At 71.1% G+C, this 13,667-nt stretch carries 12 protein-coding genes and 1 riboswitch; of the genes, 3 read left to right on the top strand and 9 right to left on the bottom strand.

Annotated elements, in window-relative coordinates:
• Positions 1–155 precede the first annotated feature (155 nt).
• Positions 156–776, top strand: coding sequence for a hypothetical protein (locus tag AMK33_RS17940; protein ID WP_073933825.1), 621 nt, complete (start codon positions 156–158; stop codon positions 774–776).
• 429 nt (positions 777–1,205) lie between these two features.
• The gene (locus tag AMK33_RS17935; RefSeq protein ID WP_073933886.1) at positions 1,206–3,068 is read left to right on the top strand and encodes an AAA family ATPase; all 1,863 of its coding nucleotides are present in this window, start codon (positions 1,206–1,208) and stop codon (positions 3,066–3,068) included.
• 188 nt (positions 3,069–3,256) lie between these two features.
• Here the strand turns inward: AMK33_RS17935 and AMK33_RS17930 are convergent, their stop codons facing one another.
• The 9 genes from AMK33_RS17930 to AMK33_RS17890 all read right to left on the bottom strand — a co-directional run bounded on the left by AMK33_RS17930 (position 3,257) and on the right by AMK33_RS17890 (position 10,716).
• Positions 3,257–4,333, bottom strand: a complete 1,077-nt coding sequence (locus AMK33_RS17930; RefSeq protein WP_073933824.1) for a hemolysin family protein — start codon at positions 4,331–4,333, stop codon at positions 3,257–3,259.
• Positions 4,330–5,661 (bottom strand): hemolysin family protein, encoded by a 1,332-nt coding sequence (locus AMK33_RS17925; RefSeq protein ID WP_073933823.1) that lies wholly within the window; start codon positions 5,659–5,661, stop codon positions 4,330–4,332. The genes AMK33_RS17930 and AMK33_RS17925 overlap by 4 nt, the downstream gene beginning before the upstream one ends.
• Positions 5,662–5,942: 281 nt before the next feature.
• On the bottom strand, positions 5,943–6,413 hold the full coding sequence (locus AMK33_RS17920) for a PH domain-containing protein (protein WP_073933822.1): 471 nt from the start codon (positions 6,411–6,413) through the stop codon (positions 5,943–5,945).
• Between the two features lie 19 nt (positions 6,414–6,432).
• Positions 6,433–7,317: an ATP phosphoribosyltransferase gene (hisG, locus tag AMK33_RS17915; RefSeq protein WP_073933821.1), complete on the bottom strand. Its 885-nt coding sequence runs from the start codon at positions 7,315–7,317 to the stop codon at positions 6,433–6,435.
• A 47-nt stretch (positions 7,318–7,364) separates the two neighbouring features.
• Complete coding sequence (locus AMK33_RS17910; RefSeq protein ID WP_029383007.1) at positions 7,365–7,637, bottom strand: phosphoribosyl-ATP diphosphatase; 273 nt, start codon at positions 7,635–7,637, stop codon at positions 7,365–7,367.
• Between the two features lie 34 nt (positions 7,638–7,671).
• Complete coding sequence (gene ribH, locus AMK33_RS17905) at positions 7,672–8,157, bottom strand: 6,7-dimethyl-8-ribityllumazine synthase (RefSeq protein ID WP_030867847.1); 486 nt, start codon at positions 8,155–8,157, stop codon at positions 7,672–7,674.
• Positions 8,158–8,177: 20 nt separating this feature from the next.
• Positions 8,178–9,467, bottom strand: coding sequence for a bifunctional 3,4-dihydroxy-2-butanone-4-phosphate synthase/GTP cyclohydrolase II (locus AMK33_RS17900; RefSeq protein WP_073933820.1), 1,290 nt, complete (start codon positions 9,465–9,467; stop codon positions 8,178–8,180).
• A complete protein-coding gene (locus AMK33_RS17895; protein ID WP_073933819.1) occupies positions 9,464–10,105 on the bottom strand; it encodes a nicotinamide mononucleotide transporter family protein in 642 nt (213 codons plus the stop codon). The genes AMK33_RS17900 and AMK33_RS17895 overlap by 4 nt, the downstream gene beginning before the upstream one ends.
• The gene (locus AMK33_RS17890) at positions 10,102–10,716 is read right to left on the bottom strand and encodes a riboflavin synthase (protein WP_073933818.1); all 615 of its coding nucleotides are present in this window, start codon (positions 10,714–10,716) and stop codon (positions 10,102–10,104) included. Before AMK33_RS17890 ends, AMK33_RS17895 begins: the two co-directional genes overlap by 4 nt.
• Before the next feature lie 145 nt (positions 10,717–10,861).
• A riboswitch (FMN riboswitch) is annotated at positions 10,862–10,992 on the bottom strand.
• Positions 10,993–11,215: 223 nt separating this feature from the next.
• Here AMK33_RS17890 and AMK33_RS17885 point away from each other — a divergent pair.
• On the top strand, positions 11,216–13,540 hold the full coding sequence (locus AMK33_RS17885; RefSeq protein ID WP_073933817.1) for a chitinase C-terminal domain-containing protein: 2,325 nt from the start codon (positions 11,216–11,218) through the stop codon (positions 13,538–13,540).
• Positions 13,541–13,667: the final 127 nt, after the last annotated feature.

The raw sequence follows: 13,667 nt of genomic DNA, 5'->3' as shown, positions 1-13,667 counted from the left end.
GCACCCTGGCCGTACCGCGCCCGACCAACATGGGACTCGACCAATGGCGGGATCCGCGGTGAACCCGTCCGGCCGAGGGATCGTCCGTCCGGGGGCCTAGAGTGCTCCGGTAAGCCCTCCGCCCCCTCCCCCTTCCCCGCCCTCAGGAACCAGCCATTCACGCTCTCGCCTCCCGCATCCGCCGGCTCGCCCCCTCGTGCGGCCCGGTCCGGCTCGTCGGTGTCGACGGACACGCCGGCTCGGGGAAGTCGACGTTCGCCCTGCGGCTGGCCGAGGCGCTGGACGGCGCTCCGGTGCTGCGGCTCGACGACATCGCCAGCCACACCGAACTGTTCGACTGGACCGGACGGCTGCTGAGCCAGGTGATCGAGCCCCTCGGCCGCGGCGAGACCGCGCACTACTCCCCCTACGACTGGCGGACCCGCCGCTTCGGACCGCCCCGCCCGCTGCCGCCCGCCCCGGTGATCGTCGTGGAGGGCGTCGGCGTCGGGCGCCGGGCCCTGCGCCCGTACCTGGCGCTGCTGCTGTGGATGGACCTCCCCAAGGAGGAGTCCTGGTCGCGGGGGCGGGCCCGCGACGGCGCGGAGCAGCGGGAGTTCTGGGAGGGCTGGGTCCGTGCGGAACGCGAGCACTTCGCGGGCGACCCCTCGCGACCCTTCGCGGGGCTCCTGGTGCGGCAGCGCCCGAAGGGATACGAGCTGCTTCCCGGGCCCGCCGGGGCGGCTGAATCACCCCCTCCGCTCACGGAGGGTGACGGACCGCCCGCGTTGTGGTGAACCTGTGAAGAGTGGTCCCGGACAAGTTGCCGGAGTACCCCAACTCGGCTTGACCGGGGGCGCTTACAGGTCTTACGTTCTCAATGTGCGGCCCTTCGGAGCCGCCGGCAGACGCGAAGCCCCCGGTTGTTCCCCCGTGATCGGGGGCTTCGTTCTGCCCTCTTCGCGTTTTTCGGGCGCTCAGTGGCATATGACGATCACCCTGGGTCACCACGCGTGCTCCGCGCTCCCCCTCCCACCCCGCCCCTCGGCGGGTACGGCACCCTACGGACGTACCGCCGCCGCAGGTACGATGCCCTCGGTGCGACCTACGGACGCTGCTTCGCGCACCTTCCAACTCCGGTCCGCGGCGCAGCGGTTCGACCAACGGGAGCCGACGGACGAGGGCCGGCCGGCACACCGACGGGGGCACGGTTCGTGGGGGACGTGATGGACTTCGGCACGCAGAGCCCGCAAGCCCCGGCCGACCTCGCCTGGCTGCGGGGCGTGGACGCCTACACGATGGGCGCCTATCCGCAGGCGGAGGAGGAGTTCCGGGCCGCGGTGCGGCTCGACCCGGGGATGGCCGACGGCTGGCTCGGGCTGCACGCGCTGCGCGTCGACACGACGACCGCGCTGCTCAGGATGTTCCGGCACCGGGAGCGCTTCGGCGAGCAGCGCACCCGGCACCGCCGCACCCTCAACTCCTGGTACTGGCTGGGCTGGTGGGTGCAGCCGGTGCTGGAGAGCCCCCGCGATCTGCTGCTGGCGCACGCCTCCCACTGGCTGGACGGGCGCCACGTCCCCGAGCTGGACCGGGCGCTCGCCGGACTGCCCCCGGTGGACACCGATCCGCAGGTCCGCTTCCTGCACGCCTGCCGCGCCTACCTGGTCAAGGACTGGGAGCAGCTGGTCCGGCACACCGACTCCCTCGTCGAGGACCCGCTGCTGGGCATCGAGGCCGGCCTGTTCGGCGGCATGGCGCGGGTGCGGCTGGAGATGTACGGGCAGGCCGAACCGCTCCTTTCGGCGGCGCTGATGCGGTGCCGCAGCGAACAGCCGCAGCGCAAGGAGCTGCGCTACTGGCTGGCCCGCGCCCACGAGGGGACCGGGCGCAGCGCCGCCGCGCTCCCCCTGTACCGGGCCGTGCACCGGGTCGATCCGGCCTTCATGGACACCTCCGCCCGACTCGCCGCGATCGCCGAGGGCGACGGGTACGACGACTCCGCCGACCTCGCCGCGATCACGCTCACCGGGGCCGGGCAGGACGCCATGGACGGCCCCGACATGCTCGACCCGCTGTTCGGCACCGAGGGGCGTGACCTGCGGCTGTCCGAGCCCGAGCCCGTACCGGGCCCGCTGCCCCCGGTCACCGCTCCGGGCGTGCGGGAGCGGACGGGCTCCGGGGCGTCACCGCTGCCCACCGGGCCCACGGACCCCGCGTTACTGGAGGAGGCGCTCGCCGAACTGGAGCGCATGGTGGGCCTGGAGCCGGTGAAGCGGCAGGTCAAGGCGTTGTCGGCGCAGCTGAACATGGCGCGGCTGCGGGCCGGGCAGGGGCTGCCGGTGCAGCCGCCGAAACGCCACTTCGTCTTCTCCGGGCCGTCCGGGACGGGGAAGACCACGGTGGCCCGCATCCTCGGCCGTGTGTTCTACGCCCTCGGGCTGCTCGGTGGTGACCATCTGGTGGAGGCCCAGCGGGCGGATCTGGTCGGTGAGTACCTGGGGCAGACCGCGGTGAAGGCCAATGAGCTGATCGACTCCGCGCTGGGCGGGGTGCTGTTCGTGGACGAGGCGTACTCGCTGTCCAACTCCGGGTACGGCAAGGGGGACGCGTACGGGGACGAGGCGCTGCAGGTGCTGCTGAAGCGGGCGGAGGACAACCGGGATCATCTGGTGGTGATCCTTGCCGGGTATCCGGAGGGGATGGACCGGCTGCTCGCCGCGAATCCCGGGCTGTCGTCCCGGTTCACCTCGCGGGTGGATTTTCCCTCGTACCGGCCGCTGGAGCTGACCTCGATCGGGGAGGTGCTGGCGGGGGAGAACGGGGATGTGTGGGACGAGGAGGCGTTGGACGAGCTGCGGTCGATCGCCGGGCATGTGGTGGATCAGGGGTGGATCGACGAGCTGGGGAACGGACGGTTCCTGCGGACGCTGTATGAGAAGAGCTGTGCGTATCGGGATTTGCGGTTGTCGGTGTATCCCGGGGCGTTGACTCGGGACGATCTGGCTACGTTGCGGTTGCCGGATCTCATGCAGGCGTATGGGGAGGTTCTGTCGGGGCGGGGGCCGGCGGACCCACCGGGGTCGTGAGGCCCCGGTGGGTGGGACGGCGCCGGGTGGTGGTGTCCGCTCGCCCCGCTGGAGGGGGTGCCGCTGCGCCCACCCGTGCCGCCCTGGGGGCACCTCCCAGACCCTTAAGGCACTGGGGGAGGCACGATTGCCCGCAGTTGGGGGGCGGCATCGCTGCCCCGCGGTCGAGGCGGCAGCGCTGCCCGCAGTTACGTCGCCAGGGCCTCCTCCGGGGTTCCGCTTGCTCTCTGGGGGGTGACCGTCACCTCTCGGTGGGCCGGGTCGCGGACCTCGCCCACCAGGAGTTCCAGGACGTCTTCCAGGGCCACCAGGCCCAGGACCTTGCCGGAGGGGTCGGAGACCTGGGCCAGGTGGGTCGCTGCGCGGCGCATCACCGTGAGGGCGTCGTCCAGGGGGAGCTCGGGGCGGAGGGTCGTCATCGGGCGCCACAGGTGCTGCGGGACGGCGCGGTCGGAGTCCTCCAGGTCCAGTACGTCCTTGACGTGCAGATAGCCTATGAAGGCGCCGCCGTCCGCGGCCACCGGGAAGCGCGAGTACCCGGTGCGGGCGGTGAGTTCCACGATCTGTCCCGGGGTGACCGCGGGCGTGACCGTCACCAGCGACTCGCGGTCCAGCAGGACGTCCGTCACCGGGCGGGAGCCCAGTTCCAGCGCGTCCTCCAGGCGCTCGGCCTCCTCGGGGTCGAGGAGACCCGCCTGGCCGGAGTCCTCCACCAGCCGGTTGAGCTGTTCGCTGGTGAAGACGGCCTCGACCTCGTCCTTCGGCTCGACGCGGAAGAGCCGCAGGACGGCCTGGGCGCAGGCGCCGAGCGCGATCGTGACCGGCTTGCACAGCCGGGCGAACCAGACCAGGCCGGGGCTCAGCCACAGCGCGGCCTTCTCGGGGGCCGCCATCGCCAGGTTCTTCGGGACCATCTCGCCGATGACGAGGTGGAAGAAGACCACCGCGGCGAGCGCGATGACATAGCCGAGCGGGTGGATCATGCCGTGCGGCAGGTGCATCCACTCGAAGACCGGCTCCAGCAGACGGGCGACCGTCGGTTCGGCGACCGCGCCCAGGGTCAGCGAGCAGACGGTGATGCCGAACTGGGCCGCCGCCATCATCTGCGGCAGGTGTTCCAGGCCGTACAGCACCTGGCGGGCGCGGGCCGTGCCGAGCGGTTCGATCTGGCTGCGGCGGACCGAGACCAGCGCGAACTCGGCGCCGACGAAGAATCCGTTGGCGAGCACGAGCAGCGCGGCGAAGAGGAGTTGCAGCACGCTCATCCGGCCACCTCCACCAGCGGCAGCGGGGCCGTTCTGACCAGGCGGACGCGTTCGGCGCGGTAGTGGCCGACCCTGCGTACCGACAGCCGCCAGCCGGGCAGTTCCGCGCGGTCGCCGACGGCCGGGATCCGGCCGAGCAGATCGGCGACCAGGCCGGCCACCGTCTCGTACGGGCCCTCGGGCACCTCCAGGCCTATGCGCCGCAGGATGTCGACCCGGACGCCGCCGTCGACGTCCCAGGCGGGGTTGCCGTCCTCGGGCGGGGCGGGGGCGAGTTCGGGGACGTCCTGTCCGTCGTGTTCGTCGCGCACCTCGCCGACGATCTCCTCGACGATGTCCTCCAGCGTGACGACGCCGGCCGTGCCGCCGTACTCGTCGACGACGACCGCGATGGGCTGCTCGCTGCGCAGCCGCGTGAGCAGCGGCCGTACGGGCAGGGTCTCGGGGATCAGCAGCGCCGGTCGGGCGATGCGGCCCACGGGGGTGCGCAGCCGGTCGTGCACGGACACCGCGAGGGCGTCCTTGAGGTGCACCATGCCGACGATCTCGTCGATCCGCTCCCGGTAGACGGGGAAGCGGGACAGGCCGGTGGCCCGGGTCAGGTTGACCACGTCCTCGGCGGTCGCCGAGGACTGCAGGGCGCTGACCTTCACGCGCGGTGTCATGACGTGCTGTGCGGTCAGTTCGCCGAGGGACAGGGTGCGGACGAAGAGGTCCGCCGTGTCCTGTTCCAGGGCGCCGGCCCGGGCGGAGTGCCTGGCCAGGGAGACGAGTTCGCCGGGGGTGCGGGCGGAGGCCAGTTCCTCGGTGGGCTCGATGCCCAGGGCCCGCACCAGGCGGTTGGCCACGGCGTTCAGCCCGGCGATGACCGGGCGGAAGAGCCGGGCGAACGCGTGCTGCGGGCCGGCCACGAAGCGGGCGACCTGCAGGGGGCGGGACACGGCCCAGTTCTTCGGCACGAGTTCGCCGATCACCATCTGCACCGCGGAGGCCAGCAGCATGCCGACGACGACGGAGACACCGGAGACCGCGCCCTCGGGTATGCCGATGCCGGTGAAGGGGCCGTGCAGCAGTCCGGCGAGCGCCGGCTGCGCCAGCATGCCGACGACGAGGGAGGTGATGGTGATGCCGAGCTGGGTGCCGGAGAGCTGGAAGGAGAGTTCCCTGAGCGACTCGACGACCCGGCGGGCACGCCGGTCGCCGCCCGCGGCGGCCTCCTCGGCGTCCGGTCGCTCGACGGTGACCAGGCCGAACTCGGCGGCCACGAAGAATCCGTTGGCCAGGATCAGCAGGAAAGCGGCTGCGAGAAGCAGCAAGGAGGTGGTCATGATGCCGCCGCCTCCGCATGCGCGCGGACCTCGTGGAACCGGTCGGCGCTATGTCGGCAGGGGGCGGCGCAGGTACTACAGGACGATCCGTCCATCGCCGGAGAGGGTCACTCCTCGGATAGCTGGAGCCCCTGTGCACCGGGCGGGGCGGCAGGGGCGGAGGCGCGGTCGTCGCGCCTCCGCCCACCAGATTAATCAAGACATGGGCGACTGCGGCAGGTGGACGTCCCCGACGCTTCCCGGAGCCGGGCCCCGGACCGTCCCCGAGGGGCGGCCCCGGGTCAGCTCCGGGGTGCCTCGGGCCCGGCCGTGGAGCGGACTTCGGTGAGCGCCCGCAGGGCCCGCGCGTCGGCGACGGCCCGCTGTCTGGCGATGCCCGGCTGGATGCCGAGCGCGGGCAGGCTGGTGCCGTCGCTGAGGTCGAGGAAGACCCAGGGATCACCGGGACGGAGGTTCACCTGAAGGATCTCCGCCCATTCCAGGCGGCGCCGGCTCACGATGTTGACGACGGTGACGCCCGTCTCGTCGGCGACGACCTTCGGCCGGGCCAGCAGGAACAGCACGCCGGCCAGCAGCGCGGCGGTGAACACGAAGCTGATCCGCTCCCCCGGGCTGAGCTGGTCCAGCAGCAGCGCGATCAGGGTGATGACCACGAAGAGCGCGGCGCCGGCCGTGAGCAGCACCGCGCGGGTGCGGCCCGGTCGGAAGGTGACGGGCAGGTCGGGCAGCCGGCCCGCGGTCGTGTCGGACATGGTGGTGCTCCGGGCCCGGTCAGAGGCGGCAGGCGTGGATGGCCGTGGTGAGGATGGCGCGGGCGCCGATGTCGTACAGGTCGTCCATGATCCGCTGGGCGTCCTTGGACGGGACCATCGCGCGGACGGCGACCCAGCCCTCGTTGTGCAGCGGGGACACGGTGGGGGACTCCAGGCCCGGGGTGAGGGCGACGGCCTTCTCGAGCTGTTCGACGCGGCAGTCGTAGTCCATCATCACGTACGTCCGGGCGACCAGGACGCCCTGGAGGCGGCGCAGGAACTGCTGCACCTTGGGCTCCTCGCCGTCCGCGCCGGTGGTGGGGGTCCCCCCGGGCGAGTGTGTTCGAGCCCGGGGGAGGATGACGACGGCCTCGGACTTCATGATCGGTTCGCCGGCGACCTCCAGGCCGGCGTTGCGCAGCGAGGTGCCCGTCTCGACGACGTCCGCGATGACCTGGGCGACACCGAGCTGGATGGCGGTCTCGACGGCGCCGTCGAGGTGGACGACGGAGGCGTCGATGCCGTTGTCGGCGAGGTGCCCCGCGACGATGCCCTCGTAGGAGGTGGCGATCGTCTTGCCCTTCAGGTCCGCCAGGCCGCCGATGGTGCCCGGCTTGGTGGCGTAGTGGAAGGTGGAGCGGGCGAAGCCGAGGGGGAGGATCTCCTCGGCGTCGGCGCCGGAGTCGATCAGCAGGTCGCGGCCGGTGATGCCGATGTCGAGCTGTCCGGAGGCGACGTAGATGGCGATGTCGCGCGGGCGGAGGTAGAAGAACTCGACCTCGTTCGCCGGGTCGACGATCCGCAGCTCCTTGGACTCGCGGCGCTGCCGGTAGCCGGCCTCATGCAGCATCTCCCCCGCGGGGCCTGACAGGGAACCCTTGTTGGGGACGGCGATGCGCAGCATGAGGTCGGCTTCCTTCGTGTGAGGGGGTGTGTCGTGGACGTGAGGGTTTACAGGTGGGCGTAGACGTCGTCGAGGGAGATGCCGCGGGCGACCATCATCACCTGGACGTGGTACAGCAGCTGCGAGATCTCCTCGGCGGCCGCCTCCTTGCCCTCGTACTCGGCGGCCATCCAGACCTCGGCGGCCTCCTCGACGACCTTCTTGCCGATGGCATGGACGCCCTTGTCGACCAGCTCGGCGGTGCGGGAGGTGGCGGGGTCGCCGTGGGCGGCCTTCTGCTGGAGCTCGGTGAACAGCTCCTCGAACGTCTTCTTGGACATGGTGGTCCTTACCCTACGCGGTGACGGGGACTGCTCACCGCCAGGGTTCGGATACCGAACGCAAGCAGGCCGCGGTGGCCACCGCCGCGGTGACCGCCTCGTGCCCCTTGTCCTCGCTGGAGCCGGGCAGTCCGGCGCGGTCCAGGGCCTGCTCCTCGTCGTCACAGGTGAGCAGGCCGAAGCCGACGGGGACACCGGTGTCGACCGAGACCTGGGTCAGCCCCTGGGTGACGCCCTGGCACACGTAGTCGAAGTGGGGCGTGCCGCCCCGGATGACGACGCCGAGTGCGACGACCGCGTCGTAGCCCCGGCCGGCCAGGACCTTGGCGACGACGGGGAGTTCCCAGCTGCCGGGGACCCGGAGCAGGGTCGGCTCGTCGATGCCGAGGTCGTGCAGGGCGCGCAGGGCGCCGTCCACCAGTCCGTCCATCACCTTCTCGTGCCACTGCGCGGCGATGACGGCGACCCGCAGGTCCCCCACGTCGCGTACGGACAGTTCCGGTGCACCCTTGCCGCTCACGTCTCTCCTCGTGTTTCTCGTTACTGGTTGCCGCAGGCGGGCACGGTCGGCGTGTCCAGCCAGGGCAGGTCGTGGCCCATCCGGTCCCGCTTGGTGCGCAGGTAGCGGAGGTTGTGCTCGCTCGCGGTGACGGGCATCGGCTCGCGTCCGGTGACCTTGATGCCGTGGCGGGCGAGCGCGTCGGACTTGTCGGGGTTGTTGGTCATCAGGCGGACGTCGCGGACGCCGAGGTCGGCGAGGATCTGCGCGCCGGCGCCGTAGTCGCGGGCGTCGGCGGGCAGGCCGAGTTCGAGGTTGGCGTCGAGGGTGTCCCGGCCGCGCTCCTGGAGTTCGTAGGCGCGCAGCTTGGACATCAGGCCGATGCCGCGTCCCTCGTGTCCGCGCAGGTAGACCACGACTCCGCGGCCCTCGGCCTGGATGCGGTCCAGGGAGGCGTCGAGCTGGGGGCCGCAGTCGCAGCGCCGGGAGCCGAAGACGTCGCCGGTGAGACATTCGGAGTGGAGGCGGACGAGGACGTCCTCGCCGTCGCCGATGTCGCCGTGGACGAGGGCGACGTGTTCGACGCCGTCGACGGTGGAGCGGTAGCCGTACGCGGTGAAGGTGCCGTGGGAGGTGGGCAGATGGACCTCGGCCTCGCGGCGGACGGTGGGTTCGGCGGAGCGGCGGTAGGCGATCAGGTCCTCGATGGAGATGATCGTCAGGCCGTGCTTGCGGGCGAACGGGATCAGCTCGGGCAGCCGGAGCATGGTGCCGTCCTCGCCGGCGATCTCGACGATGGCGCCGGCCGGGCGCAGGCCGGCGAGGCGGGCGAGGTCGACGGCGGCCTCGGTGTGGCCGTCGCGCACCAGTACGCCGCCGGGGCGGGCGCGCAGCGGGAAGATGTGGCCGGGGCGGACGAAGTCGTCGGCCTGCGCGGTGCCGCTCGCCAGCAGCCGGAGCGTGGTCGCGCGGTCCGCGGCGGAGATGCCGGTGGTCACGCCGTGGGCGCCCGAGCCGTCCACGGTGACGGTGAACGCGGTCCGCATGGACTCGGTGTTGTTCTCCACCATCAGCGGGATGCCGAGCCTGTCCAGTTCCTCGCCCTCCATGGGGGCGCAGATCATGCCGCGGCACTCGCTCATCATGAAGGCGACGATCTCGGGGGTGACCTTCTCGGCGGCGATGACGAGGTCGCCCTCGTTCTCGCGGTTCTCGTCGTCGACGACCACGACCGGGCGGCCGGCCGCGATGTCGGCGACGGCCTGCTCGACCGGGTCGAGCGTGAGGTCCTCGATGCCGTCGGTGCTGTACAGAATGGGTGCCGCACTCATGCCGGCGCTCCTTCCAGGGCGGGCCGCGCGTCGCGGGAGCGCAGCCACCAGTCGCGCAGGCCCCACAGGACCAGTGCGCCGTAGATGACGTAGACGAATCCGGAGAAGGCGAAGCCGTTGGCGAAGTTCAGGGGGACGCCGACGAGGTCGACGAGCAGCCAGGCGAACCAGAACTCGACCATGCCGCGCGCCTGCGCGTACATGGCGACGATCGTGCCGACGAAGATGTAGGCGTCCGGCCAGGGGTCCCAGGACAGTGACGGGTAGAGGGTGAACAGCCCGCCGACGGCGAGGGTGCCGACGGCCGCGGCACCCACGAGGAGAATCCGTTCGAGGTTGGTCGCGAACCGCACGGCGATGGAGCCGTCCTGCGCCTGCTGCCGGCCGCGGTTCCACTGCCAGAAGCCCCAGGCGGCGACCAGCATGACGACGATCTGCTTGCCGGCGCTGCCCGAGAGGTGGGCGGTGGCGAAGGCCGTGAAGAGGATCAGGCCGGAGACGAACTGGGCGGGCCAGGTCCAGATGGAGCGGCGCCAGCCGAGGGCGAGGGCGATCAGACCGACCACGTTGCCGATCATGTCCGACCATTTGATGTGCTGGTCGAAGAGGGTGAAGGCCTCGGAGTTGAGCCAGTTCACCGGGGAGCCCCCTCACCGGTGGCGCGGTCGCCGAGCATCCGCTCGACGTACTTGGCGATGACGTCCACCTCGAGGTTGACCGGGTCGCCGGGCTGCTTGAGCCCCAGGGTCGTCAGGGCGAGGGTGGTGGGGATCAGGCTGACGGTGAAGAAGTCGGGCCCGGCGTCGACGACGGTGAGACTGATGCCGTCGACGGTGATGGAGCCCTTCTCCACGACGTAGCGGGAGAGGCCGGCGGGGAGGGAGATCTTCACGATCTCCCAGTTCTCCGACGGCTCGCGCCCGAGGATCTCGCCGGTGCCGTCGACGTGCCCCTGGACGATGTGACCGCCGAGGCGGGAGCCGACGGCCGTGGGGCGTTCGAGGTTGACGCGGGAGCCGACGGCGAGGACGCCGAGGCTGGAGCGCTTCAGGGTCTCCGCCATGACGTCGGCGGTGAACTCGTCGCCCTCGTGCTCGACGACCGTGAGGCAGACGCCGTTGACGGCGATGGAGTCGCCGTGCTGCGCGCCTTCGGTGACGACGGGGCCGCGCAGCCGGAAGCGACAGGCGTCGTCGAGGGTCTCGACGGCGGTGATCTCGCCCAGCTCTTCGACGATTCCGGTGAACACTTCCCGGGTCCTCCTGCCTCTTCGGGCACGGACTCCGGGGCTGTCGATGACGACAGAAACCGCGGACGAGGACACCAGGGACGACGCCGGACGGAGTTCGCCCAGAGGGCGAACCGGTACGGCGGCGCGCATGGATGCCCGCCCGCCGCGCACTGCCTCCCATCCGGACTTTAACCGTCGGTCCAGGAATTTCACCTGGTCAACCGGTCGCTGGAGGCGACCGGGTCGCGGACTGTAACCGCCGGTTCGGACTTTCACCGACCCCGGAGTGCGCTGCTACTGGTACAGGGCCAGTGTGCCACGGCCGGCCGCACTCCATGCGGGCGAGGGGTGTGGAGTGGCTCACAGAAGGTGACGCGAGGACTGCCGAGGGTCGCGCGGGAGGCAACTCCCCCGCCGGGGAGCTTCCTTGACGGCTCGCCAAATTGGTCCATACCTATTGACGCTTTGGTCTAGTCCTCTTAGGGTCCGAGCCAACTTCCCTGGAGAGGAACCCACTGTGCCGTCCCCCTCACGCCCCGGAGCGAGACCCGCGCTGCTCGCCTCCGCCGCCGCCGTCGCCGGCCTGCTGCTCGCCGCCCTCCCGGCCACCGTCTCGCACGCCGCCGACCAGGAGTCCTGTCGTCCCGACGGGCTGTACTCGACGCCGGGCGTCGACGTCCCGTACTGCTCGGTCTACGACTCGGCCGGCCGGGAGAAGATGGGCGCCGACCACCAGCGCCGGGTGATCGGCTACTTCACCGGCTGGCGCACCGGCAAGGACGGGAAGCCCGCCTACCTCGCGTCCGACATCCCGTGGGACAAGATCACCCACATCAACTACGCGTTCGCGCACATCGACAAGGGCAACAAGATCTCGGTCGGCTCGGACACCGCCACCAACCCGGCGACGGGCATGACATGGCCCGGCGTGGCCGGCGCGGAGATGGACCCGCAGCTTCCCTACAAGGGCCACTTCAACCTGCTCAACAAGTTCAAGAAGCAGCACCCGGACGTCAAGACGCTGATCTCGGTGGGCGGTTGGGCCGAGACCGGCGGCTACATCGACGACAGCGGAAACCGCGTGGACTCCGGCGGCTTCTACTCGATGGCCACCAACGCCGACGGCTCGGTCAACCAGGCCGGCATCGACACCTTCGCCGACTCGGCGGTCGACTTCATCCGGACGTACGGCTTCAACGGCGTCGACATCGACTACGAGTACCCGACGACGATGAAGGACGCGGGCAACCCGCTCGACTGGTCCTTCGCCAACGCCCGCCGGGCCGGGCTGGTCAAGGGCTACGCGGCGCTGATGAAGACGCTGCGCGAGAAGCTGGACCGCGCGGGCGCGGCGGACGGCAGGCACTACATGCTCACCGTGGCCGCCCCCTCGTCCGGCTATCTGCTGCGCGGCATGGAGACCTTCCAGGTCCAGAAGTACCTGGATTACGTCAACATCATGTCGTACGACCTGCACGGCGCCTGGAACGAGTACGTCGGCCCGAACGCCTCCCTGTTCGACGACGGCAGGGACGCCGAGCTGGCCGCCGCCAACGTCTACGGCAGCGCCCAGTACGGCGGCATCGGCTACCTCAACACCGACTGGGCCTACCACTACTTCCGCGGCTCCATGCCGGCCGGCCGCATCAACATCGGCCTGCCGTACTACACCCGCGGCCACAAGAACGTCCAGGGCGGGACCGACGGCCTGTGGGGCAAGGCCGCCGCCACCTCCTGCCCGGCGGGCTCCGGCCTGACCAAGTGCGGTGACGGCGCCGTCGGCATCGACAACCTCTGGCACGACCTCGACACCAACGGCAAGGAGTCCCCGGCGGGCTCCAACCCGATGTGGCACGCCAAGAACCTCGAGAAGGGGATCGTCGGCGACTACGTCACCGACTACGGCTTCCCGGCGGACACCGAGCTGACGGGCACGTACGCCCGCAAGTACGACCCGACGCTGGTCGCCCCCTGGCTGTGGAACGCCGAGAAGAAGGTCTTCCTCTCCACCGAGGACGAGCAGTCGGTCGGGGCCAAGGCCGACTACGTGGTGGACCGCGGCATCGGCGGCACCATGATCTGGGAGCTGGCCGGCGACTACGACTGGAACGCCGCCGAGGGCCAGTACGAGACGGGCGACACGCTCACCTCGCTGATGTACGACAAGTTCAAGGCGGCCACGCCGTACGGCGCGAAGAAGTCGAACGCGGACCTGCCGTCGGAGGCCGTGAACGTGGGCGTGGAGTTCACGGACTTCAAGCTGGGTGACTCCAACTACCCGATCACGCCCAAGCTGCGGATCACGAACAACACGAAGACCGCGCTGCCGGGCGGCACGGAGTTCCAGTTCGACTACGCGACCTCGGCCCCGGGGAACGCCTCCGACCAGTCCGGTTTCGGCACCAAGGTCGTCAGCAGCGACCACACGGGCGGCAACGTGGGCGGCCTGAAGGGCGACTTCCACCGGGTGTCGCTGAAGCTGCCGGCGTGGCAGTCGCTGGCGCCGGGCGCGACCGTCGACCTGTCGTTCAACTACTACCTGCCGGTGTCGACCCCGTCGAACTGGACGGTGACGATCGGCGGCAAGGCGTACGCCCTCGTCGGGGACCTGGCGCGCGGGACGACCGTCGTCGAACCGGGCGGCGGCACGACGCCGACCGACCCGCCCACGACGCCGCCCGGCGACTGCGCGGACCCGGCCTGGGACGCCTCGGCCTCGTACGGCGGGGGCAGCGTGGTGTCCCACGGGGGCCACGTCTGGAAGGCGCAGTGGTGGACGAAGGGCGAGGAGCCCGGCACCACCGGCGAATGGGGAGTGTGGCGGGACCAGGGAACCTGCTGACCCTCACAGACCGGCCCGGCGGCGGTGACGACGGCCCTTGCCCGCCGCCGGGCCTCACCACGCGCGGATGCGCCCGGTACCGGACCCGGAGAAGCTGGACTCCGTACGGGGCGGGTCCCGGACCGAT

It is taken from the genome of Streptomyces sp. CB02400 (genome assembly GCF_001905725.1).
GTDB classification, from domain to species: Bacteria; Actinomycetota; Actinomycetes; order Streptomycetales; family Streptomycetaceae; genus Streptomyces; species Streptomyces atrovirens.
Note: the sequence above shows the minus strand (reverse complement) of the source record. Positions and strands in the feature narration are given on the sequence as shown.